This is a genomic window from Calidithermus roseus (assembly GCF_003574095.1).
In the GTDB taxonomy this organism is placed as follows: Bacteria; Deinococcota; Deinococci; order Deinococcales; family Thermaceae; genus Calidithermus; species Calidithermus roseus.
Window position 1 is genome coordinate 1 of record NZ_QWLA01000032.1, and the last position, 21,661, is coordinate 21,661.

General features: G+C 64.7%; 19 protein-coding genes and 1 pseudogene. 11 read left to right on the top strand and 9 right to left on the bottom strand.

The window, feature by feature from the left end:
* Positions 1 to 718, top strand: a 718-nt coding sequence (locus Mrose_RS09335) for a DUF1517 domain-containing protein (RefSeq protein ID WP_119277629.1), incomplete at its 5' end; no start/stop codon positions are given.
* A gap of 23 nt (positions 719 to 741) precedes the next feature.
* Here the strand turns inward: Mrose_RS09335 and Mrose_RS09340 are convergent.
* Together Mrose_RS09340 and Mrose_RS09345 are read right to left on the bottom strand one after the other, a co-directional pair.
* Positions 742 to 1,458, bottom strand: a complete 717-nt coding sequence (locus tag Mrose_RS09340) for a TerC family protein (protein ID WP_119277631.1) — start codon at positions 1,456 to 1,458, stop codon at positions 742 to 744.
* Between the two features lie 155 nt (positions 1,459 to 1,613).
* Positions 1,614 to 2,582 (bottom strand): alpha/beta hydrolase, encoded by a 969-nt coding sequence (locus Mrose_RS09345; RefSeq protein ID WP_119277633.1) that lies wholly within the window; start codon positions 2,580 to 2,582, stop codon positions 1,614 to 1,616.
* A 231-nt stretch (positions 2,583 to 2,813) separates the two neighbouring features.
* Between Mrose_RS09345 and Mrose_RS09350 the strand changes: the two genes are divergently transcribed.
* A complete protein-coding gene (locus Mrose_RS09350; RefSeq protein ID WP_182482755.1) occupies positions 2,814 to 4,448 on the top strand; it encodes a glycerol-3-phosphate acyltransferase in 1,635 nt (544 codons plus the stop codon).
* 25 nt (positions 4,449 to 4,473) lie between these two features.
* Positions 4,474 to 5,127, top strand: coding sequence for a futalosine hydrolase (mqnB, locus tag Mrose_RS09355; protein WP_119277637.1), 654 nt, complete (start codon positions 4,474 to 4,476; stop codon positions 5,125 to 5,127).
* A gap of 48 nt (positions 5,128 to 5,175) precedes the next feature.
* Here the strand turns inward: mqnB and Mrose_RS18580 are convergent, their stop codons facing one another.
* Positions 5,176 to 5,529, bottom strand: a complete 354-nt coding sequence (locus Mrose_RS18580; RefSeq protein WP_147371601.1) for a hypothetical protein — start codon at positions 5,527 to 5,529, stop codon at positions 5,176 to 5,178.
* A 90-nt stretch (positions 5,530 to 5,619) separates the two neighbouring features.
* On the opposite strand from Mrose_RS18580, the gene Mrose_RS09360 reads away from it, so the two are divergent.
* Both Mrose_RS09360 and Mrose_RS09365 read left to right on the top strand, forming a co-directional pair.
* Positions 5,620 to 6,225: a cyclase family protein gene (locus Mrose_RS09360; protein ID WP_119277638.1), complete on the top strand. Its 606-nt coding sequence runs from the start codon at positions 5,620 to 5,622 to the stop codon at positions 6,223 to 6,225.
* 102 nt (positions 6,226 to 6,327) lie between these two features.
* Complete coding sequence (locus tag Mrose_RS09365) at positions 6,328 to 7,080, top strand: nucleotidyltransferase domain-containing protein (RefSeq protein WP_220452310.1); 753 nt, start codon at positions 6,328 to 6,330, stop codon at positions 7,078 to 7,080.
* Here the strand turns inward: Mrose_RS09365 and Mrose_RS09370 are convergent.
* The 3 genes and pseudogenes from Mrose_RS09370 to Mrose_RS09380 all read right to left on the bottom strand — a co-directional run.
* Positions 7,077 to 7,673: pseudogene (locus Mrose_RS09370) on the bottom strand (alpha/beta hydrolase family protein); the annotation flags it as partial. The gene Mrose_RS09365 and the pseudogene Mrose_RS09370 overlap by 4 nt on opposite strands.
* Positions 7,674 to 7,744: 71 nt before the next feature.
* Complete coding sequence (locus Mrose_RS09375) at positions 7,745 to 8,212, bottom strand: low molecular weight protein-tyrosine-phosphatase (RefSeq protein WP_182482752.1); 468 nt, start codon at positions 8,210 to 8,212, stop codon at positions 7,745 to 7,747.
* A gap of 194 nt (positions 8,213 to 8,406) precedes the next feature.
* Positions 8,407 to 10,017 (bottom strand): alpha-amylase family glycosyl hydrolase, encoded by a 1,611-nt coding sequence (locus Mrose_RS09380; protein WP_119277646.1) that lies wholly within the window; start codon positions 10,015 to 10,017, stop codon positions 8,407 to 8,409.
* Between the two features lie 541 nt (positions 10,018 to 10,558).
* Here Mrose_RS09380 and Mrose_RS09385 point away from each other — a divergent pair.
* On the top strand, positions 10,559 to 12,076 hold the full coding sequence (locus Mrose_RS09385) for a hypothetical protein (RefSeq protein WP_245969781.1): 1,518 nt from the start codon (positions 10,559 to 10,561) through the stop codon (positions 12,074 to 12,076).
* Positions 12,077 to 12,198: 122 nt separating this feature from the next.
* On the opposite strand, the gene Mrose_RS09390 is transcribed toward Mrose_RS09385, so the two are convergent.
* From Mrose_RS09390 to Mrose_RS09400, 3 genes are all read right to left on the bottom strand, one after another.
* Positions 12,199 to 12,612 (bottom strand): hypothetical protein, encoded by a 414-nt coding sequence (locus tag Mrose_RS09390; protein WP_119277648.1) that lies wholly within the window; start codon positions 12,610 to 12,612, stop codon positions 12,199 to 12,201.
* A gap of 289 nt (positions 12,613 to 12,901) precedes the next feature.
* Complete coding sequence (locus tag Mrose_RS09395) at positions 12,902 to 14,185, bottom strand: flavin monoamine oxidase family protein (protein WP_182482753.1); 1,284 nt, start codon at positions 14,183 to 14,185, stop codon at positions 12,902 to 12,904.
* A gap of 322 nt (positions 14,186 to 14,507) precedes the next feature.
* The gene (locus Mrose_RS09400; protein WP_119277652.1) at positions 14,508 to 15,026 is read right to left on the bottom strand and encodes a hypothetical protein; all 519 of its coding nucleotides are present in this window, start codon (positions 15,024 to 15,026) and stop codon (positions 14,508 to 14,510) included.
* Positions 15,027 to 15,428: 402 nt separating this feature from the next.
* Between Mrose_RS09400 and Mrose_RS09405 the strand changes: the two genes are divergently transcribed.
* The 5 genes from Mrose_RS09405 (at position 15,429) to Mrose_RS09425 (ending at position 21,658) form a co-directional block, all read left to right on the top strand.
* A complete protein-coding gene (locus Mrose_RS09405; RefSeq protein ID WP_119277654.1) occupies positions 15,429 to 16,073 on the top strand; it encodes an ammonia-forming cytochrome c nitrite reductase subunit c552 in 645 nt (214 codons plus the stop codon).
* Between the two features lie 8 nt (positions 16,074 to 16,081).
* Positions 16,082 to 19,090 carry a TAT-variant-translocated molybdopterin oxidoreductase gene (locus tag Mrose_RS09410; protein WP_119277656.1) on the top strand — a complete coding sequence of 1,003 codons (3,009 nt, stop codon included), beginning with the start codon at positions 16,082 to 16,084 and terminating at the stop codon, positions 19,088 to 19,090.
* Positions 19,080 to 20,498, top strand: a complete 1,419-nt coding sequence (gene nrfD / locus Mrose_RS09415; protein WP_119277658.1) for an NrfD/PsrC family molybdoenzyme membrane anchor subunit — start codon at positions 19,080 to 19,082, stop codon at positions 20,496 to 20,498. The genes Mrose_RS09410 and nrfD overlap by 11 nt, the downstream gene beginning before the upstream one ends.
* A 3-nt stretch (positions 20,499 to 20,501) precedes the next feature.
* Positions 20,502 to 21,023 (top strand): DUF3341 domain-containing protein, encoded by a 522-nt coding sequence (locus tag Mrose_RS09420; protein WP_119277660.1) that lies wholly within the window; start codon positions 20,502 to 20,504, stop codon positions 21,021 to 21,023.
* A gap of 155 nt (positions 21,024 to 21,178) precedes the next feature.
* A complete protein-coding gene (locus Mrose_RS09425) occupies positions 21,179 to 21,658 on the top strand; it encodes a c-type cytochrome (RefSeq protein WP_245969783.1) in 480 nt (159 codons plus the stop codon).
* Positions 21,659 to 21,661 lie beyond the last annotated feature (3 nt).

Below are 21,661 nucleotides of genomic sequence, written 5' to 3' on the forward strand. Positions count from 1 at the left end.
CCCCCGCGTCTACCCCCCGGTTTACATCCCCACTGCCCCCGGCTCCGGGGGGGGCGGAATGGGGGTGGCCTCGGTGATGGTGATCATCGTGATGGGGGTGATCGCGCTGTCGATCATCCAGGGCCTGCGCCGCGCCGGAAGCGGCCTCGGCACCTACGACAACCTCCCAGAGGCCGAAGTCGCCCGCCTGCGCCTGGCCCTGCTCTACAGCCCCTCGCTCCAGCGAACCCTGCGCCGCCTGGCCGAGCAGGCCGATACCAACACCACGCAGGGCCTGGCCGACCTGGTAGACGAGGTGTGTGTGGTGCTGCTGCGCGAACAAGCCGCCTGGCGCTTTGGCAGCTACGAAAGCTGGAAGGGCAGCCTGCAGCAAGCGGAGGGTCAGTTTGACCGCCTCATGGCCGAGGACCGCTCGAAGTTCGTGGAGACCTTCCGTAAGTTCGAGGGCAAAGTGGAGCGCTCGAGCGACTACACCCCCAAAGCCGAACCCGACGGTCGCTATCTGCTGGTCTCGATCCTGGTAGCAGCCCACGGCACCCTGCCCCAGGTGCCGCTGCCCCTGCGGGAGGCCGGAGCCAAAGCCGCCATCATGGCCCTCTCGGCCACCACGCCCGTCACCACCCTGGCCGCCTACGTCTCCTGGACCCCCGAGGTCGAGGGCGAATCGCTCAGCGAGCAGGAACTCCTCAACGGCTGGCCGGAACTCGAGCTGCTTTGAGCAGCCTGAGCAAAGCGCGGGCTTCAGGCACTACGGGCGGAACGGTCGCCCGAGCGCAAGGCCCACAAGGTGCCCGCGACCAGGATCAGCAAGGTACCCCCCAGGAACAGCTCCTTGGGCAGGTGGAAGACCAGGGCCTCGTTGTGCAACCACACCTCGGCACCTAAGTTCCAGCCTTCCAAGGCGAGCTTGATCCCGGCCCAACCCACCACCGTGTAGGCTACGGTCTCGAGCTTTGGGTAGTGTTCCATCACCCGCACCATCCAGCCCGCCGCCAGGCGGATGAGCAGGATGCCGATGGCCACCCCGGTGAAGATCACCCAGAAGACCTTGCTGAAAGCCACCACCACCAGCACCGAGTCGATGGCGAAGGCCAAGTCCACCACGTTGAGCATCACCACGATGCGCCAGAAGGATTGCTGGACGGATGCCCCCAGGGCTTGCTCGGGGGATTTAGCCTCGTCGCTTTGGCGATTGAGGAAGAACTTGACTGCCAGGTAAATCAGGTAAATCCCGCCTAAGACCTGAATCCACCAGATATTGATGATCAGCGTGGCAAACAACAGCGCCAACCCGCGCAAGATGTAGGCCCCGATGATGCCGTAAAGCAGCGCCCTCTTGCGCAACTCGGGGGGCAGCGGCTTGACCATCACCGCCAGCACCATGGCGTTGTCTACAGAAAGGATCGCCTCCAGGGCGACGATGATAACGATGGCAAGGATAGCTTCGGCAAGTCCCATCCCTAACAGGGTAGCCCCAAACCGCCCCGCCGACCGCAAGCCATCCCCTGGTGACGCAATGTCAAAAATCTGTTAGAGTGGTAACCGCGCTCAAAAAACGGCAATTGCGGTCCAGGCTGCGTTTTTGCCGTCCTGGACGGAGTCTAGAGGCCGGGCTAGCGGGCCATGCCAAATAGGTAGCGCAACCCCGGAGCCAACCCCTGACGCCAGGTCATCCAGTTGTGGCCGGAGGGGCGCTCGGTGTAGGCGTGGGGGTAGCCCTTGTCCTGCAGCATGGCGGCAAAACGGCGGTTGGGAGCCAGAAGCCACTCGATCTGCCCGGTTTCGCAGTAGAAGCGCAGCGGCAGGCGCTCGGCCTGGGCATACTGCTGGGTGAGCCACTCAGGGGCGGTATAGCTGTCGTTGCCGCCGGGCTCGAGGGTCAAGCAGGCCGACTGCGTACCCACCACCTGGAAAAGCTGGGGGTTGCGCCACGCCAGCCAAGCCGAGACCACCCCGCCCAGGCTGGCCCCCCACAGGCCCTTCTGCTCGGTCTTTCCGTAGTGCCCTTCCACGGCAGGAATGATCTCCCGCAGCAGGAATTCCTCGTACTTGGGGTTGAACCAGTACTCTGTGCGCCGGTCCTCGGGCTCGATGAAGACCATGCGCAAGGGCTCGATCTCCCCGTGCTCGCACAGCGCCTCGGCAATGTCGGCGAACTGGGCGGTGCGGTAGTAGGCCACCCCGTCCTGGATGTAGAGCGTAGCGCGTGGGCTTTGGGAGGGTTCGTAGACGTAGTAGCGCCGGGTGCCGCCGAAGACGGTTGACTCGAGCCTGTGGCGATGTACCCCCTTGCCCTCGCCGCTAGGCCGGGGAGGAGCCTCATAGCGAAACCCCGGCAACTCGATGGCGCGGGGATAGCTCCACCAGGGGTTCTGGGCCTTGTGGGGGTTGTCGGGGTCGGGGAAGGGTTGGCCCTGTTCGTCGAGGAAGGCGTACTCGATATAGGAGTGGGGGGGAAACTCGAGGGTGAGGGGGCTGGAGATGGGGATGGGCCGTTTATCCCAGTCGGTGAAGTCGCCTATCAGGAAGCGGGCGTTGGCCGGTGGATGGAAGGTCACGAAACGCGAGCGTACCTCGACCATACGGGGATAGCTTAACCCTCATGCCGCATCCAACTTCCTCAATGTGGGGGCGAAGCTCGTGTTGGCCCTTTTCTCCCCTCCCTGTTAGGGCTTGTTGGGCTCATGACGTTGGCGACCCTCGCTCCGCCGTCAGTACATCTGGTGTTCGACGTTTGGCGTTCGACACACGACCTTCGGCAGGTGGAGTATCTTAGTGCCGTGGTCATCGCTTTTGGCATTCTGGCCTATCTTATGGGCTCACTGCCGCTGGGCTACTGGGCCATTCGCCGCCTGAGCCGTCAGGAACCCCGCTGGGCCTCGGCCTACAACCTGGGCCTCGAGAACGCCCTCAAGCAACTGGGCGTCGCTCCGTTGCTGCTGGCCTCGAGCCTGGACTTTCTCAAGGGCCTGATCGCCGTCCTGCTGGGTGGGGGGTGGGGGCTCGAGGGCGGGCTTGTGATGGCCGTGCTGGCCTACCTCGGACATCTTTATCCCCTGCCGGTCTTCACCTCCGGCACGACCTTGCGAGGGCGCGGGGGCTTCGTGCTGCTGGGCATCCTGGCGGGCCTGTCCCTCATGGGCCTTCCCTACTGGGCCACCCTGCTTCCGCTCACGGCGGCGCTGATCGCCCTCGCCGCTACCGGCTGGATGAGCCTGGCCGGGCTGTGCGTGGTGGGCCTGCTGGCGCTGTCGGTGCTGGGGCTGGGGGTGGCCTCCTGGGCCAAGCTGGCCGCGCTGGGGCTGCTGGGGCTGGCCTTATGGCGCTACAAGGAGAACATCGGGCGCATGCTCGAGGGCACCGAGCCAAGGCTGGGCCAGCCCCTACCCCTGCCCTCGGAAAAACAGGCCGTGTGCGCCTTCATGATCCACCCGCTCACACTGGAGGACCTCTTCCAGACCCCGCGCTTCCGCTGGTTCAAGCCCCTGGTGGACCGGGGCTGGGTTTCGCCAAAGCTGCTCGAGCGCTTCACCGCCCTGATCCGGCCCATGAAGAACGGCGAGCTGCGGGGCATCAGAACCACCGACGGGCGCGAGATTCGCTGCTACTTGATCTCGGCGCCCCTGTTGCCCCACCAGATCACCTCCAACCCCGAACTCGCCACCCAAAAAGCCGTCCAGGCCGCCCGGCTGGCGAAGGAACTCGGCTGCACGGTGCTGGGGCTGGGGGCCTTCTGGAGCGTGGTGGGCGAGAAGGGCAAGCGGGTACAGGAGGCCGTGCCCGAGATCGAGATCACCAACGGTGGAGCCTACACCGCCGGCACCGTCAAGGCTGCCATTCCCGGCATCATCGCCCACTTCTCCCAGACGGGCCACGAGCTCAGCCAGACCACGGCGGCAGTGGTAGGGGCCAACGGCGTGGTGGCCTTCGGCATCGCCCGGCAGATTGCCCCGCTGGTGGGAAAGCTCATCTTAGTGGGGCGCAACATGGAGCGGCTGGAAAAGAGCGCCGATAGTCTGCGGAAGAACCTCGAGCGCAAGGGTCAGGTGCCCGAGATGGTCGTCACCACCGATATTAGCGCCATCAAGGAGGCCGATCTGATCTTCAGCGCCACCTCCGACCCCCAGGCGGTGATCTTTCCCGAGCACATCAAGCCCGGCGCCTGGATCTACGACGAGGGCGTCCCTCCCGACGTGCATCCCGACGTGAAGAAGCTCCCCGGCGTGCGGGTCATCCCTGGTGGAGTGGTGCGCCCCCCAGGAGCCATGACCGGCAACCTCAACCTGCACTTTGGGCAGGAAGCCGTACCCGCCTGCCTGGCCGAAACCATGATCCTCGCCGCCGAGGGCGCTTTCGAGCGCAAGAGCCTGGGCGGGGAGACCAAGAGCGAGAACATTCAGTTCTTCGTCGAGCGGGCCGAGGCGCTGGGGTTCAAGGTGGTGGACTGAAAACCTGGGTTATGAAAGAAGTCCCATGAAGCTACTGCTGCTGAGCCCGACCCGCTTCGAAGCCGCTTTTCTCAAAGGCCGCAAGTTCGACTTCCACGGCAGGGCCGGGCTGCGCGGGGAGGGATGGGTGTGGCTCGAGTGCGGCATCGGCAAGGTCAACACCGCCATGACCCTGGCTGCTTACGCCCAGCGACACAGGATCGAGCGCACCCTGCTGTTTGGCATCGCCGGGGCCTACGCCGAATCGGGGCTGCAAATCGGGGATGCGGTGCTGGCCGAAAAAGAAGTCCAAGCCGATTTGGGCGTGAGGGACGGGGGTATGAAGGGCCTGGGCTTTCCTACCCTGGCCGTGGGGGACTCCCGCTTTCACAACCGCTTTCCCCTCGATAAAGCCCTCACCCACGAGCTGCAACAGCGCCTGGGGCTTCCCCTGCACACCTTCCTGACCCGCGACCTGGTGTCGGAGAACCCCACCGAGGCCAGGGAACTCTCGCGCAAATGGGAAGCCGACGTGGAGAACATGGAGGGCGCGGCCTTCGCCCAGGCCTGCATGTGGCTGGGGCTCGCCGGGGCCGAGCTCAGGGCGGTATCGAACGTAGCCGGAGTGCGCGATAAATCCCAGTGGCGCATCCGGCAGGCGGTGGAGGCGCTCGAGGCCGCCGTACTAAAGTTGACGTAGGCCTTGGGACAACTCCCAAGGCCTGAGGTTAGGCTATATCCGGTTCTCTTACTGATACTTGATGATATCCGCCTTGACCTTCACACACGTGTTGGTCACCAGGCTTCCAGTGAAAATTTGCAGGATCACGGAGGTCGTGTCTACGTACTGCTCATACTGGACATTGATAGCCGCGTCTCCACCCTTCTCCGCCACGAGGTAGTTCACAGCATCGACTAGCGCGGGTGGTTCCCCTAGATAAAACAGCCGAATCACACAGTGGGTCTTTTCTGCGCCCGCCGCAACGACTTGATAAGACCCGGTTTTTAGGGGAGATACGCTAGCAGCAGCCCCGCGAATCCCTGGGGTACACCCGGTAAGAGCCAGCATGGCAACTACGCCCAATAGAAGCAATCCACGCATACTTTTTCCTCCAAAGAGCTTATCCCGTTTATATCGGGACGATGTTATATTAATCGGCCCATTCCAGATTGTGAAGGTTAGTCTAGGGTTATGATCGACATCACCCGCCGCCTCTACGAAGGGCACCCCGTCTGGCCCGGCGACACCCCTTTCACCCTCGAGCCCGTCTCCAAGATCGCCGATGGCAACTCGGTCAACGTGAGCAAGCTGACCACGACCACCCACCTGGGCACCCACCTCGACGCGCCCTACCACTACGTGGAGGACGGGGGGAAGCTCGAAAGCGTGCCCCTCTCGGTGTTCATCGGTCCCTGCCAGGTGGTGGACGCCAGGGGCCAGCAGGCTCTGGACGTGCCTTTCCTGCGCTCGCTCGAGCTGCGCGCCGAGCGCGTGCTGTTCTACACCGGCCAGCCCGACGAGTGGCGCGATTTCCCCCGCGAGTTCACCCACGTCCTGCCCGCCGCCGTGGACTACCTGGCCGAGCGGGGCGTCAGGCTCTTCGGCACCGACTGCCCCAGCGTGGACCCCCTCACCTCCAAGGACCTGCCCGGCCACAAAGCTTTTGCCCGCAACGGCATCTTCATCGTCGAGGGCCTGGCGCTGGAGGCGGTGAGGCCGGGCGAGTACGAGCTGATCGTGCTGCCGCTGCGGCTCGAGGGGGCCGATGCTTCACCCGTGCGGGCAATTCTTCGGTAGCAAGCTATACAGGAGCGCACCCCGGCTTAAATGGGGGCACGAGGGTCTGGAGCCTCGAGAGGCGGGTCAGGAGCGATGGTCTCGGAAGCGATGATGCAACAGGTGCGAGAAGCGCTAGCCTCCCTGGAAGACCGGGAGGGTGCGGTAGTTCTTTACGCGTGCGAGTCGGGGAGCAGGGCCTGGGGCTTCGCCTCGCAGGACAGTGACTACGACGTGCGCTTTATCTACATCCGACCGCCGCAATGGTATCTTTCGATCTATGAAGGCCGCGACGTGATCGAGTATCCCGTTACGAAGGACCTCGACGTGAGCGGCTGGGACCTCCGTAAGGCGCTCAGGCTCTTCCGCAAGTCCAACCCGCCCTTGCTCGAGTGGCTCAGCTCACCGGTGGTCTACAAGGACCGCGACGGCCTGGCCGATCAATTGCGGGCGCTGCTGCCGCAGTACTACTCCCCGCGCTCGTGCATGTACCACTACCTGAGCATGGCCCAGGGCAACCTGCGGGATTACCTCGAGGGCGAGATGGTGTGGGCGAAGAAGTATTTCTACGTCTTACGCCCGATTCTGGCCTGCAAGTGGATCGAGGCCGGGTTGGGCCCGGTGCCCATGCGGTTTCAGGTGATGCTCGAGCAACTCCCGCTCGAGCCGGGGTTCAAAGCCGCCGTCTACGAGCTTCTGGAGCGGAAAATGCGCGGGGACGAGCTGGAGCTTATTCCCCGTATCCCTGCGATCAGCGATTTCATCACGCTCGAACTCGAGCGCCTGGATGCCGCGCTACTGGCACCCGCCGAGGAGCCCGGCGTCGCCCTGCTGGACGAGCTGTTCCGGAACTTTCTGCAACGGGTCTGGGGTTAGAGCCTGCGCTCGAGGAAGTCCGCCAGCAGGCGGTAGGTGCGGATCTTGCCCTGGATGTCCCCGCCGGGGTCGTGGCCCTCGTCGCCGAACTCGTGGTACTCGAAGTCCTCGCCTTCGCGCTTGCCCAGTTGCAGCAACCGGTCACGGAAGACGCGGGCCTGGCTGATGGGGCAGCGCGGGTCGTTGGTGCCGTGCACGATGAGGAGCTTGGCCGTGAGCTGGTGGGCGAACTCGACGGCGCTGCGGTCACCCCACAGGGCGTAATCCTTCTCGGGATCGCCCATCTGCTGGCGCAGGTAGTACTTGAAGCGCTCCATGTCCTCCTCGTAGAGCAGGTGCAGGTCGGAGATGCCCACCCAGGGCACGCCCACCTTGAAGACGCCGGGCTTCTTGGTGACGGCGATGAAGCTCATGAAGCCGCCGAAGATGCCCACCCGCTCAGGATCCACGTAAGGCAGCGACTTGAGGTAGTTGGCCCCGGCCACCACGTCCTCGAGGTCTCCCCCCCTCCAGTCCTTGAGGTTGGCGTCGCGCCAGGCGGTGCCGTAGCCGGTGGAGCCTCGGATATTGGGCTGGAGGATCACGTAGCCGTGGTCGGCGAGGAAAGGCCCCGGAGCATGGCAACCAGCCTAACAGGCTCGAGGCCGGGACGTGGCGCAAATGGCTAGCTCGAGGCGTTCGTATCCGTCAGCGCGACCTGATCCAAGAAAGCCGCGATAGCCCGCTCGAGCATCGCGTACACCTGCTCGAAGGCCTCGAGGTCGTCGTAGTAGGGGTCGGGCACTTCTCCCCCGCCTACCAGGTCCATCACCAGCCGAATCCTGGACTGAGCCTGGGGCAGCATCCGGCACAGGGTCGCCAGGTTCTCCCGGTCCATCACGAAAATGTAGTCGTAGTCGGCGTCCTTGGCATTCACCTGGCGAGCACGGTGAGCGAAAGAGGCATCGTGGCGCTCCATCACGCGCCGGGCTCGAGGATCGGCTTCCTCGCCCGCGTGCCAGCCTCCGGTCCCGGCAGAGTCCACCTCGAAGGCGCCCTCGAGACCCCGCTCCCGAAGCAGCTTGCGAAAAATCCCCTCCGCCATCGGCGAGCGGCAGATATTGCCCATGCAGACGAACAGGACTCGAGTCATACGGGGGTCATTGTACGGCGAGGGTCGATAGCCGAACGCCAAACGCTAAACGCAAGACGCGAGACGCCCTTTCCTTACCCCCTTAACAAGGGGGGCCAGGGGGGATACACCCTCCCCGCGCACGGGGAGGGTGGGGGCGGGACTCCCGGACTACACGCCATGAGCCACTAGCCGCTAGCCACAAGCTGACCGCTTCACTTCAGCTTCACGATCACGCCCTCATCGGGGCGCAGCTCGAGCACCCCGCTCACCGGCTCGTAGCGGTCGAGGTGGGTCGAGACGAGGATTTCACCCGCAGGGACCGAGAGTTGTTTGGGCTCGGAAGTGAAGTTGAGGGCCACGAGCACCTCGCCCCCACGCAGGTAAGCGAACACACCCTCGGGGCTCTTGTAGGTCTTGTAGTCGCCCTCGAGCAAGGCCGCCGTCTCGCGCCGCACCACCAGCAGGGTGCGCACCAGCGTCAGCATGGACATGCTGTCGGCGTCCTGAGCCTCGACGTTGCGCTCTGGGTAATCGGGGTTTATGGGAAGCCAGGGCTCGACAGTACTGAACCCGGCGTAGGCGTGAGGGGTCCACTGCATGGGGGTGCGCTCGGGGTCGCGGCCTGGATCGAGCCCCTGCTCCCCGCGAACGTTGCGCTGCCGCAAGGCCGCGGGGTCCTGCACCTTCTCGGGCGGGATCACCCCATCGACCATGCCGATCTCGTCACCGTAGTACCAGGTGGGCGAGCCGCGCAGGCTGAAGAGCATCATGGCCGCCACACGGGCCTGGGCGTGGCCGATGCGACTGGCCAGGCGGTGTTGGTCGTGGTTGCCCAGCACCCAGTTAGGCGTGGCCCACTCCGGAAGGCTGGCCTCGTACTCCTCGACGATGTGACGGATGTTTTCGGCGGTCCAGTGGTTCATGCCCCGGAAGATGAGGTGAAAGTTGAAGGGTAGGTGGCAGCCGGGGCGCTCGGCGGTGCCGTAGTAGGGCATGAGCTGCTCGTAGGGCAGGTAAATTTCCCCCACCATCATGCGTTCCTTGCCCGGCGTGCTGAACTCCTCGAGCACCGCCCGCATCTCCTGCACGATCTCGCGGGTTTCGGGCTGGTCTTCCATGTAGATGTGGATATGCCGTCCCCGGTCCCACTCCCCTTCCTTCCAGGCGGGGTTCTCAGGCTCGTCACGAAACTCCGCGTCTTCGACCAGCAGCCACATCACGTCCACGCGGAAGCCATCTACGCCGCGTCGCAGCCAGAAGCGCATGGCCTCGTAAACGGCCTGGCGCACCTCGGGGTTGCGCCAGTTGAGGTCGGGCTGCTCGGGGAGGAACTGGTGCAGGTAGTACTGGCCGGTCTTCTGATCGAAGGTCCAGGCCGGGCCGCCGAAGTAGGCCATCCAGTTGTTGGGGGGGCCGCCATCGGGAGCGGGGTCACGCCAGACGTACCAGTCGCGCTTGGGGTTGTCGAGCCCTGAGCGCGACTCTACGAACCAGGGGTGCTGGTCGGAGGTGTGGTTGGGCACGAAGTCGATGATCAGCTTCAACCCCAGCCGGTGGGCTTCCTCCAAGAGGCGGTCGAAGTCGGCCAGGGTGCCAAAGATGGAGTCTACGTCGCAATAGTCGGCCACGTCGTAGCCGAAGTCCTTCATGGGCGACTTGTAGAAGGGCGAGAGCCACACGGCATCTACCCCCAGGTCGCGCAGGTAGCCCAACCGGCGGCGGATGCCCTCGAGGTCGCCGATGCCGTCGGCGTTGGAATCCTGAAAGCTACGGGGATAAATCTGGTAGATCACCGCAGTCTGCCACCACAGGCGTTCGCTCATCACGCCCCCAAGCATATCCTTTTGCCCTCATAAATAAACCCCGACCCTGTAGCGGGTCGGGGCGGGTTCGTAGGGTGGCTAGAGGGCCGCCAGGCAGGTCAGGGCGAAGGCCGCAAGGGAAAAGGCCACGGCCAGCCAGGCCAGTTTGCCGTTAGGGACTGAGGGGAGGCTGTCGCTGAATTTCCAGTCCATGCTCTTTTAGGGTAGGGGTGCGAGGGCTCGAGGCCGGGTCATTTAGCCCAGCATCCACCATCCGGCGGAGGTCACCCAGCAGGCCGGTGGAAGGCGGCTTCAAAAGCGTATGGGCCAGGCTCATCTGAGGTTGGGGATTAGAGATTGGAGAGCTGGCTCAATTTTCACTCTCGTCATACCCCTGGCTCCGGAGCCTAAACCGGGGATAGCGGAGGTAAACCGTCCATGAGACCTTTTTCGCCTGCGATGCAGGATTGCGCTCCGCCACCATGAACGCCCCGATTAAGGATGCCTCAAGCCGCATCCCAAAGGCCCTGTGCTACGTTCGGACTGAGCGTAAGGGGGAGTGATGAGCAAGCGCATGCGCCTGATTCTGGCAGTCAGCCTGCTGCTCCTGGCAGCATGTACCGGCGGCTTTGGCAGCAACGAGAGGCCGCCGGCCGTGGACAGAGGCAGCGTGGTGCATCCGCTGACCGCTCAGTACGGCATCCCGCCCACCCTGCTGGCCCGCTATTACCACGTGAGCGAGCACAGGGAAGACGACGGCTCGGTGAGCCTCGAGGCGGGCTACGGCGGCGTGCGCTACAAGCCCCGACAGTCGACGTTCAAGGGCTTCGAGGGCTGGGACGAGCTCGCCGTCCCCACCTCCGAGAGCGAGCGTGCCGATTGGCTGCGCCTGTTCCTCAACCGCGATGCACGAGTGGCGGTGGTCTGGAAGATCGACCCGGTGCCACTGTGGCTCATCGGCTGGGAGCGGGTAGCGCTGCCCGAGGGCCTCACCGCCTTCGTCAAGGACTTCGGTAAAGGCGAGATCGCCCTGGGCAGCCCCGGCAAGAACAACGGCAAATACACCGTGTTGCTGGCCGAAGTGGGCGGAAAGCCCTCCGGCGAGCCCGCGCTGCCGTCCGGCATCAGCGAGAGGCCCCAGCCCAACACCGATTGCCCCTCCTGGGTTCACAACGCCTGGCGCGTAGTAGGCCCCGACGGCAACGAGTTCCAGGGCTGGCACCCCCAGATCGACCCTATCTACTGGTGCTACTACCGCCACGAGCACAACTCCGACCCCGGCCTCATCGGCTACAAGGCCGCCTTCACCTACGTGGCGCTCAAAAACCAGAATCAGCCTGAGCGTGGCGAGGGGTTCAAAGGCTTCGTGATCAAGGACGAGGCCAAGCAGATCGGCTGGTACATCAACCTCCACTCTGAAACCAGCACCAACCAGCGGGTATGCGCCCGCCTCCACACCGTCACCTTGGCCGCCACCGACCTGCGCACGGGACAGTTGCTCTTGGAACTCGGCTACAAAGGCGACTTTGGCTTCTCGCGCGAGAACGACGACTCCGAGCAGTTCATCACCCCCGACGCCTGCCCCGATCAAGCCAAGATCGCCCAGGAGACCACGGCCTCCAAGCGCATCCGGGTGGCTAGCGACGGCAACGGCGGCTACGAGCAGTGGGACGGCGGCTGCAACGAGAGCCTGGGCATGGAGTGCGACGACCGAGTCATCGGGCTGGACATCCAGAACCCCGCTACCAGTTGCAACGACTACAAGTGCAGTAGATTGATCGCCAATAGCAGTTCCTCCACCCAGCGCACCCTGAGCGTTCGCAGCCTAAAGGTGGCTTACGTCGAGTCGCTCGACCTCTCCGACGGCAAGAAGGACGGCTACTTCTACACCGACGTCTATGGCCTCAACCCCGGCCTGAGCCCCAGCGATCCCGGTGCCGTGCGGCAGTACGTCAAGCCGGGCCTCTCCCTCAGCCTCGAGGGCCACTTCACCACCAAAGACGCCTGGCGGGGCCTCTACGTGCGCAACGGGCACAACACCAACGTCGAACTCGAGGGGAGCATCGGCTCCATCAACTAAGGCCATTGATGGTCGATGATCGATAGCTCCATCTGACCCGATCACCCAAACCAAATTCGCGGACACCCACAAAACGAAGGGGCAGGGCCAACGCCCGCCCCTTTTTCTGTCGCTATATTCGATCAGTAGCTCCACTGAACCTTACAGTCCGTCTGAGGCATTCCCGAGGTGCGGTTTTCGCTGTCCATGCCCACAGCGTAGATGTAAAAGTAAGGATTTCCAACAACGTCGCTCTCAACGGAGATGATGAACTGGGCACTCCCTGCTCCTTCAACGATTTGGGTCTTGGGAATGCTATTGACGCCTATAGTGTTATCCCCAAAGGTCAACTGCACCTTGGCCACCTTCCCTTCGAGGTTCCCGACGGTCACAGTCAGGGTGGCCTGACCACCCTTGGGCACGTAAAAAGGGTTGGGCGTGCAAGTCATGGTGAAGGCGTTGGACTCTCCCCCACCGTCACCTCCGCCGCCGGGCACGCCCATCTCACCACAGCCCGCAAGTGCTGCCAGCAACATCGGCCAGATCCACCTGTACATATCCTTCAATCTAGCCAGGCGGCGGGCTCGAGCAGGGCAGAGTTAACGAAGGCTCAAACCATATGCCGGGTCCAGGGCGAGTGGGAAGTGCCTTGCGTATGGCGTTTGAGGTGGGGTTGGCGAAAGGGGGTGTGGGGAAGTTATTCTCCCCCACACCCCCACTTTTTTCTAAGTGCCCTCGCTTGATTTTCCCTCATCTAGGGCCCCAGGGGAAGCGTTCGTTGGCGCAGTGAGGGGAAAATTGGTCCATATCGAACCAATTCAAAACGCGAAGCTTCCCGTGGGGGACTTAAAGCGCCTGAGCCGCCGGCTGCGACAGATCCGACAGGGCCAGGGTCTGCTTGCGCGTGCTCAGGACTTCGGCGGCGACCCGCTTTCCGCTTTGCAAGGCTCCGTGGACGGTTCCGGCCCAGGCGTTGGAGGCGGTGCCCTCCCCGGCCCAGAACAGCTTGTGCTCGACGGGGCGAGCCAGGATGGCGCGGGCATCAGTGGCGCCCACCACCGCCATGCTGTATGCGCCCAGGGTGTGGGGGTCGTCCTGCCAGTGGCTCCAGGTCTGGGCCGAGGGGGTGAGGTCAGGACGGCCCAGGGCCTCGCGCAGGGTCGCCAGGCCCACGGCCAGCGCCCGCTCCTGCCCCAACTCGAGCAGTTGCCGGGCCTTCTCGCCCGCGGCGAAAGCGGTCATGACCTCGCCACCATAGCGCTGTCCCTTTGAACTCGACCACCACTCGTCGGGCAGGCCTCCGCAGACATACAGCCCGTTGATCCCCTTGGGCAAGATGGGCCCATCGAAGCGGTAGATCAGCTTGAGCACCGTGGCCACGCCCAGCCGCCGGATGGCCGAGAGCTTCCACTGGGGCAGTTCGGGCACGAAGCGCACTCTGCCCGCCTTGAGCACTCCCACCGGGAGGGTGATCACTACTTGGTCGGCGCTGTAGGCCCGGCCATCGGCCAGGATCACGGTCACGCCGGGGCCGCCCCAGGCGATGGTGTCCACCACCGCCCCCAGCTCGATGTCCAACCCCTCGGCCAGAACCTGAACCACGCGGTCATAGCCTGGAAGTGGACGGTAGTCCCCCTCCTCCGAGGTGGGGTCGAGCATGAACTCGAGCGCGGCCCGCGCCGAAAGGTTGTCCGGATCCCCGTAGTCGGAGATGTACTCCTGGAGCTTGTAGGGGGTCCGGTGCACCTCGAGCCCCAGACGCTTTAGGTACGCCGCCACCGACTCCTCGCCCTGCGCCTCGGGCCAGCCCAGCGGCACACCGGAAAAACTGACCTCCTCGCCCACCGTGCGGAGGGTGCCGTCCGGCAGGCGGATCCATAGATCGCTCTGCTGGTTGATGTAATGGGTTTTGATTTTGGCTTGTTTTAGGATTTCCCAGGTGGGAACCACACTGGTATGGACGAACTCGGCCCCGAGTTCGACGGGCACCTCCGCGAAGTTGCGGTCGGTGTGGATGCGTCCTCCGACGCGGTTTCTGGCTTCAAGGATTCGAACCTTGTGTCCTGCTGCCGTGAGGTCTTGGGCTGCGGCCAAACCCGCGATGCCAGCTCCAATCACGAGCGTCATCATGCGAACACCTTTTTCTACACTGCTTCTGACCTTTCTCCCGAGAATTGTTGTGGATGCTCGGGCATCACCCTGCCGACTTAGTCGCTCCATCGTGCCGTGGCATACGGCATGGTGGCAGTTCGTCGAATTTCGCGCTTATAGCGCCGGTTGATGCGTCGAGATGGCGACGCGGCCAACAACTTGGGTGCGTTCCTCCTAATTGGTCCAGATTTCCCCGGAAAGTAGTCCGAGGTACCCCCAGTGTAGCCGATGAAGAGAACCTGAGAGAAACTCAGGCTGCTTTTTTACAGCCCGTGGTGAGGGATAAGCACACTACAGTTGCTTAGAAGGCGGGCTCGAGGGAAGGGCCGGGCAACCCCAGCAGCCGGGCGATCTCGGCGTGGCGCTGGCTCTCGCGCAAGAACCCCATCCCGCGCTTGCGTCCTACCCAGGACTTGAGCGCCCTGGCCTTTTCCGGATGCCCGAACAACTGGGCCAGTTTTTCGATATCCCCCGCCTCAGGCCCCACTGTCTCGCTCACGTACGAGCAGACCGGGCAGCCTAGGTACATGGGGTTGGAGTCGTAGGCAAAGATCTGCTCACCCCGATCGTAGGCCCAAAACAAAAGCAGTTCCTCCTCGAGGTTCAGCACCGCGAAGGCGAGGGTATTCAATTTGCCAGAGAGTTCCGCCGCGAGGGGGGCGATTTCGTCCTGCTGGGCGTAGTAGCTCTCGAGGGTAGGGGGCTCGAGCACCACGATGACCTGACCGGTTGTCCCGCTAAGTCGTGCCTCGCGCTCCCCCAGGACATCACGCACTTCCTGGAGGCTTACGCCCTCGAGGTAGACGTGACGGTAGCCCATGTCCTGAGCTTACTGATCTCAGGGTGGGGCGAACAGGTCTACGGTGTGGCCGTCAGGATCTCTGACCCGCAGTAGAGCGCGTCCACCGCTGATGGACTCTCGCAGAGGTAGGCCCCGGCATGAGGCTCCCATATCCCGTACCACCAATCCGATCAGGTCCAGCCGTGGTCTCATCACTGCCCCCTTATTTTGTCTAAATCATAATCCACCTCAGCATTTTCGATCAAATGAGATTCGAAGCTTGGATTAGGCAAAAGGGTTCCAGGCTATCTAGGGCTTGCTTTCTTCTGTCCTGGTAGAGGTCGGGACAAATGTCCCTATATGCGAATAGTTACTGCTTGTTCTAATGCAGTGTAAAGCAGTGAATCGGCTCCACGACAGGAGGTTTTGGCCGTGCCGAGAATGCGCGCGCGCAACCTGTGGGTCAAGGTGCTCTTCTATGGGGGCCTGGCGACCGTCGCCGTCGTGCTCCTGGTGGTCTTCTCCGGGGTAGCGGTGGGGGGGTTTGACCAGCGGGCCGGGAAGCCCATCCCCCAGCCGGTACCCTTCAGCCACGCTCTGCACGCCGGCGAGATGGGCATCAGCTGCCGCTATTGCCATGCTGCGGTCGAGCGGGCCAGCTACGCCGGTCTGCCGCCGACGGAGACCTGCATGACCTGCCACTCCCAGGTCAGGGCGCAAAGCCCCCTCCTGGCCCCGGTGCGCGAGAGCTGGGAGAAGGGCACGCCGCTGGAGTGGAACCGGGTGGTGGAGGTGCCCGATTTCGTCTATTTCAACCACTCGATTCACGTAGCCAAGGGGGTAGGCTGCGCCACCTGTCACGGGCCGGTCCACCAGATGCCGGTGCTGTACCAGGCTAAGTCCTTTGAGATGCGATTCTGCCTGGACTGCCACCAAGCACCCGAGAAGTACCTGAGGCCCAGGGAGGAGGTCTTCAACATGAACTACCAGCCTCCTGCTGAACAACTAGAGCTGGGGCGCAGGCTGGTGGAAGCCCACGGCGTGAACCAGGCCAACCTGACGGACTGCTCAGTCTGTCACCGCTAGGGGGGAGAATGCGCGAGTTCGACGTGCTCAAGGGTAAGCTCGAGGGCAAGCGGGGCAGGGCTTTCTGGCGCAGCCTGGAGGAGTTGACCGGGAGCCCCGAGTTCCAGCAGAAGCTCGCCGATGAGTTCCCCTGGCGGGTCTGGGGCCTGCCCGAAGTGGACCGGCGGCGCTTTTTGCAGCTAATGGCGGCTTCGCTAGCCCTGGGGGGGCTCACCGCCTGCACCCCCATCTCCAGGCGCAAGGCGGTGCCCTACGTCAAGCAGCCGCCGGGGGTGGTGGAGGGCGGGGTGGCCTTCTACGCCACCGCCTTCGTCCAGGGCGGCTTCGCCCAGGGGCTCCTGGCCAAGAGCTACCAGGGCCGCCCGGTCAAGCTCGAGGGCAACCCCACGCACCCCTCGAGCCTGGGCGCTACCGACGCCTTCGCCCAGGCCGCTTTGCTCAGCCTCTACGACCCCGACCGCTCGAAGGAGGTGCAAAACGCCGGGCAGCCGAGCACCTGGGCGGCTTTCTTCAGCGCCTTCCGCGCCGAGTTGCGCCGGCAGCAGGCCAGTCGGGGCCGGGGCCTGCGCATCCTCACCGAGAGCGTGACCTCGCCCAGCCTCGAGGCTGCCCTCAGGCGCTTGATGGCCCGCTACCCCGAGGCCAGGTGGGTGAGCTACGAACCGGTGAGCTTCGAGCAGCTCTACGCCGGCACCCAGCAGCTCTTCGGGCGGGCGGCCTGGCCGGTCTACCGCCTGGAGAAGGCCAGGGTCATCGTGGCCCTGGACGCCGACTTCCTGCACGCCTGGCCGGGCAGCGTGGCCTACCAGCGGGCCTTCGCCGAGGGGCGGCGGCTGGTAGGGGGCCGCACCGAGATGAACCGGCTCTACGTGGCCGAGTCCACGGTGAGCGTGACCGGAAGCGCCGCCGATCACCGCCTGGCCCTCCGGCCCAGCCAGATCGAGGCACTGACCCGCGACCTGGCGGTGGCGCTGGGGGTGATGCCGGGCGAAGCGCTGTTGCCGCAGCAGGCAAACTGGGTGCAGGCGGTGGCCGCCGACCTGCGGGCGCAACGCGGGGCCAGCCTGGTGCTGGCCGGGCCCCAGCAGCCCCCGGTGGTGCACGCCCTGGCCCATGCCATGAACGTGGCGCTGGGCAACGTGGGGCGCACGGTGGATTACCTGCCTCCCCTCGAGTCCAATCCCCCGCAAGTCCAGGGCCTGCAAACCCTGGCCGAGGAGATGCGGGCCGGACAGGTGGAGGCCCTGCTGATCCTGGGGGGCAACCCGGCCTACACCGCCCCTGCCGACCTGGGCTTCGCCGGGTTGCTGGAGCAGGTGCCCTTCAGCGCTCAACTCGCACTCCACGCCGACGAGACCGCAGTCCAGGTGCGGTGGCACCTACCGGAGGCCCACTTCCTCGAGGCCTGGGGCGACGCCCGCGCCCACGACGGCACGGTGAGCCTGGTCCAGCCCCTGATCGAGCCTTTGTACGGGGGGAAAAGCGCTCTCGAGGTGCTGTCGGCGGCCTTTGGCGAGGTCAGGAGCGGCTACGACCTGCTGCGCGAGCACTGGCAAGGGCAGTGGGGCGCGGCGGGCTTCGAAGGTCGCTGGCGCAAGGCAGTCCACGACGGGGTTGTCGAGGGCTCGGCTCCTGCGCCGCTCTCCTTGACGCCTAGGGCCGGCTGGCAGGCGGCGCTGCCCCCCTATGAGGCCAGGGAGGGCCTCGAGATCGCCTTCCTGCCCGATCCTATGCTCCACGACGGTCGCCACGCCCCCAACGCCTGGCTGCAGGAGGCCCCCAAGCCCATGACCCACCTGACCTGGGACAACGCCCTGCTGCTGTCGCCCAAGACGGCAGAGGAACTGGGCATCCTGGAGGAGGTTCAAATGGCCGAGCGGCAGGGGAACCCCGAGCGCCCAGTCTTGGCCCTCACCCTGGGCGAGCGCCGGCTGGAGGCGGCGGCCTGGGTGGTTCCCGGCCATCCCGACGGAACCCTCACGCTCTACCTGGGGCACGGGCGCGAGCGGGCCGGTCGTCTGGGCAGCGGGGTGGGCGTGAATGCCTATGCCCTGCGCACTTCCCAGGCCCCCTGGTTCGCCGCCGGGGTCCAGGTCGCCCGCACGGGCAGGCGCTACCCGCTGGCTTCCACCCAGAACCACTTCACCCTCGAGGGCCTCGAGCTCTTGCGGGTGGAGAAGCTCGAGGAGTACAAGACCCACGCCAAGCACCAGGAGCATCTCGCCCCCACCCTCTACCCCGAGTGGCCCTCCACCCCCCACGCCTGGGCCATGGTGATCGACACCTCCTTGTGTACCGGCTGCAATGCCTGCGTGCTGGCCTGCCAGGCCGAGAACAACATCCCCGTAGTGGGCAAGGAAGAGGTACTGGTGGGTCGGGAGATGCACTGGATCCGCATTGACCGCTACTACGAAGGCTCCGCCGAGGCTGTGCGGGTCCACCACCAGCCGGTGCCCTGCATGCACTGCGAGAAGGCTCCGTGCGAGCCGGTCTGCCCGGTGGCAGCCACCACCCACTCCGGCGAGGGCCTCAACCTGCAGGTCTACAACCGCTGCGTGGGCACCAAGTACTGCTCCAACAACTGCCCCTACAAGGTGCGCCGCTTCAACTTCTACCCCTACGCCGAGAGCTTCATCGGCCATGGAGACCCCGAAGCGGCCCACCAGAGCCCGCTCTCCCTCCTCATGAACCCCGAGGTCACCGTCAGGAGCCGCGGGGTCATGGAGAAATGCACCTACTGCGTGCAGCGCATCGAGGCGGCCCGCATCCAGGCTTCCAAAGAGGGCCGGCCCCTGGCCGATGGCGAGGTCAAGACGGCCTGCCAGCAGGCCTGCCCGGCCCAGGCCATCGTCTTCGGCGACCTGGAAGCCGAAGGCAGCCGGGTCGCCGCCCTGCGCCAGGAGCCCCGGCATTTCGTCTTGCTGGAGGAACTCAACACCCGCCCGCGCACCACCTATCTGGGCCGGGTGCTCAACCCCAACCCCGAACTCCCCACGGAGGGCGAGCATGGAACATAAACCCGCCGCTGGCGATAGCGCCCTCATCCAGGGCGAGCACACCTACGAGACCCTCTCCAACAAACTCGCGGCGGTGGTGGAGAAGCCGCCGCCTAGGGCCTGGTGGCCGGTCTTTCTCATCGGGGGGCTGGGGGCGGCGCTCCTGCTCTACGCCATCCTGGTGACCTTCATCCGGGGTCTGGGCACCTGGGGCATCAACATCCCGGTGGGCTGGGGTTTTGACATCGTGCACTTCGTGTGGTGGATCGGTATCGGCCACGCCGGCACCCTGATCTCGGCCATCCTGGTACTGATGCGCCAGGACTGGCGCGACTCGCTCAATCGCCTCACCGAGGTCATGACGCTCTTCGCGGTGCTGTGCGCGGCCCTCTACCCCCTGATCCACATGGGCCGGGCCCAGAACATGTACTGGATCTTCCCCTACCCCAACAGCCTGGGCATCTGGCCCCAGTTCAAGAGCCCCCTGACCTGGGACGTGCTGGCCATCATGACCTACCTCACCATCTCCACGCTCTTCCTCTACCTGGGCCTAATCCCCGACTTGGCCCTGTTGCGCGAGCGCGCCCAGAGCCGTTTCACCCGCATTCTCTACGGGGTGCTCTCCCTGGGCTGGACCGGCAGCGCCACCCACTGGCACCGCTACCGGGCGGCCTACGTGCTGCTGGCGGGCCTGGCAACCCCGGTGGTGATCTCGGTGCACTCGGTGGTGAGCCTGGACTTCGCCTATGGGGTGATCCCCGGCTGGCACATCACCGTCTTCCCGCCCTTCTTCGCCTCGGGAGCCATCTACTCCGGCTTTGCCATGGCCCTGACGCTGATCATCCCCCTGCGCAAGTGGTACCGCCTCGAGGACGTGGTCACCAACCGACACCTGGACTGGATGGCCAAGGTGATGCTGGCCAGCGGGCTGGGGGTGGCCTACATCTACCTGCTGGAGATCTTCATCGCCTGGTATTCGGGCGAGCCCTTCGAGATCAGGCAGCAGCTATGGCGCTTCTCAGGCCCTTACGCCCCGTACTACTGGGCGATGATGTTCATCAACGTGGGGGTTCTCCAGCTCATGTGGTTCCCCCGCTTCCGGCACAACCTTTGGGTGCTTTTTATCGTTTCGATCGTAGCCAACGTGGGCATGTGGCTCGAGCGCTTCGTGATCGTGATCATCAGCCTCTCGCGCGACTACCTGCCCTCCAGCGCCCACCTCTACCACCCCACCTGGGTGGACTGGAGCCTCTACCTGGGCACGCTGGGTTTCTTCCTCTTCGGCATCGCCCTCTTCATCCGCTTCTTCCCGCCCATCGCGGTGGCCGAGATGCTGCACCTGTTGCACAAGCTGCGTTTCCACCGCCACGAAAAGGAGGGGGGAACGATCCCCTATCGGGACGGGCAGGACCCCCACACCCCGAGGTGAACCATGCTCCATGGCCTGGCGGCACATTTCGAGACTCCTGAGGACCTCCTGGACGCGGTACCCAAGGCGCGTGCAGCGGGCTACCGCTACCTCGAGGCCTACACCCCCTTCCCGGTGGAGGGGCTGGTGGACGCTCTGGGCACGCGCGACGAGCGCATCCCTTGGATCGCCTTCACTCTGGGCGCCATCGGGGCCATTGGCGGCTTTGCCCTGCAAGCGTGGGTGCAGGTCGCGGCCTACCCGCTCAACATTGGCGGAAAGCCCCTGCTGGCCTGGCCGGCCTACATCCCCATTACCTTCGAGTTGACCATCCTGACCATCACCCTAGGCCTCTTCGTGACCCTTCTGGCCCTCAACGGCCTGCCGCTGTCGTACCACCCAGTGACCCGCACACCGGGATACCGGCGGGCGCTGGTGGACCGCTTCGTGCTGGTGGTGGAAGCCCGCGACCCCCAGTTCGACCTGGCCCAGACCCGGCGCTTCCTGGAGGAACTCGGGGCAGCGGTAGAGGAGGTGCGGGATTGAACATCCAACGTCCAACGCCAAATGCCAAACGCCCATCCATGCTTGAGAGTCGGGTCGGCGTCTTGCGTACAATGCACGACCCCTGGCGTTTAGCGTCTCACGTCTTGCGTTTTGCGTTTTGCGCCTCTCTCTTCCTGCTCGGTGGTTGCGGCTGGATGTGGGAGCAGCCCAAGGGCAAGGCTTTCTCCCAGAGCGAGGTCTTTGCCGACGGGGCCACCGGGCGCACGCCACCGGCGGGCACCGTGGCTCGAGGGAGCCTCGAGCCCACCCCCGGTTACAGCAGTGGCTTGGGTCCGCAGGGGCTCCTGACCCAGGTGCCTATCCCGGTGGACCTAGCTCGAGGGAAAGCGGTCTACGAGAGCTTCTGCGCGGTCTGTCACGGCCTCAGGGGTGAGGGTGACGGGGTGGTGGTGCAGCGCGGCTTCCCCCAACCCCCCTCCCTCCTACAGGAGCGCCTCAAGCAAAGCCCGCCCGGCTACTTCTTCCTGGCGGCCACCAACGGCTTTGGCCGGATGATGAGTTACGCCTCGCGCATCCCCGAGGCCGACCGCTGGGCAGCGGCGGCCTACATCAAAGATTGCTTGCAGGAGCAAGGGGCGCAGTGCCCAGGAGGTACGCGTGCAACGAACCGCTAGACG

Excerpts from the sequence above, each read along its gene's own strand:
- Mrose_RS09340 (WP_119277631.1), bottom strand. The coding sequence starts at position 1,458 with ATGGGACTTGCCGAAGCTATCCTTGCCATCGTTATCATCGTCGCCCTG.
- Mrose_RS09345 (WP_119277633.1), bottom strand. The coding sequence starts at position 2,582 with ATGGTCGAGGTACGCTCGCGTTTCGTGACCTTCCATCCACCGGCCAAC.
- Mrose_RS09350 (WP_182482755.1), top strand. The coding sequence starts at position 2,814 with ATGGGCTCACTGCCGCTGGGCTACTGGGCCATTCGCCGCCTGAGCCGT.
- mqnB (WP_119277637.1), top strand. The coding sequence starts at position 4,474 with ATGAAGCTACTGCTGCTGAGCCCGACCCGCTTCGAAGCCGCTTTTCTC.
- Mrose_RS18580 (WP_147371601.1), bottom strand. The coding sequence starts at position 5,529 with ATGCGTGGATTGCTTCTATTGGGCGTAGTTGCCATGCTGGCTCTTACC.
- Mrose_RS09360 (WP_119277638.1), top strand. The coding sequence starts at position 5,620 with ATGATCGACATCACCCGCCGCCTCTACGAAGGGCACCCCGTCTGGCCC.
- Mrose_RS09375 (WP_182482752.1), bottom strand. The coding sequence starts at position 8,212 with ATGACTCGAGTCCTGTTCGTCTGCATGGGCAATATCTGCCGCTCGCCG.
- Mrose_RS09380 (WP_119277646.1), bottom strand. The coding sequence starts at position 10,017 with ATGAGCGAACGCCTGTGGTGGCAGACTGCGGTGATCTACCAGATTTAT.
- Mrose_RS09385 (WP_245969781.1), top strand. The coding sequence starts at position 10,559 with ATGAGCAAGCGCATGCGCCTGATTCTGGCAGTCAGCCTGCTGCTCCTG.
- Mrose_RS09390 (WP_119277648.1), bottom strand. The coding sequence starts at position 12,612 with ATGTACAGGTGGATCTGGCCGATGTTGCTGGCAGCACTTGCGGGCTGT.
- Mrose_RS09395 (WP_182482753.1), bottom strand. The coding sequence starts at position 14,185 with ATGATGACGCTCGTGATTGGAGCTGGCATCGCGGGTTTGGCCGCAGCC.
- Mrose_RS09400 (WP_119277652.1), bottom strand. The coding sequence starts at position 15,026 with ATGGGCTACCGTCACGTCTACCTCGAGGGCGTAAGCCTCCAGGAAGTG.
- Mrose_RS09405 (WP_119277654.1), top strand. The coding sequence starts at position 15,429 with ATGCGCGCGCGCAACCTGTGGGTCAAGGTGCTCTTCTATGGGGGCCTG.
- Mrose_RS09410 (WP_119277656.1), top strand. The coding sequence starts at position 16,082 with ATGCGCGAGTTCGACGTGCTCAAGGGTAAGCTCGAGGGCAAGCGGGGC.
- nrfD (WP_119277658.1), top strand. The coding sequence starts at position 19,080 with ATGGAACATAAACCCGCCGCTGGCGATAGCGCCCTCATCCAGGGCGAG.
- Mrose_RS09420 (WP_119277660.1), top strand. The coding sequence starts at position 20,502 with ATGCTCCATGGCCTGGCGGCACATTTCGAGACTCCTGAGGACCTCCTG.
- Mrose_RS09425 (WP_245969783.1), top strand. The coding sequence starts at position 21,179 with ATGTGGGAGCAGCCCAAGGGCAAGGCTTTCTCCCAGAGCGAGGTCTTT.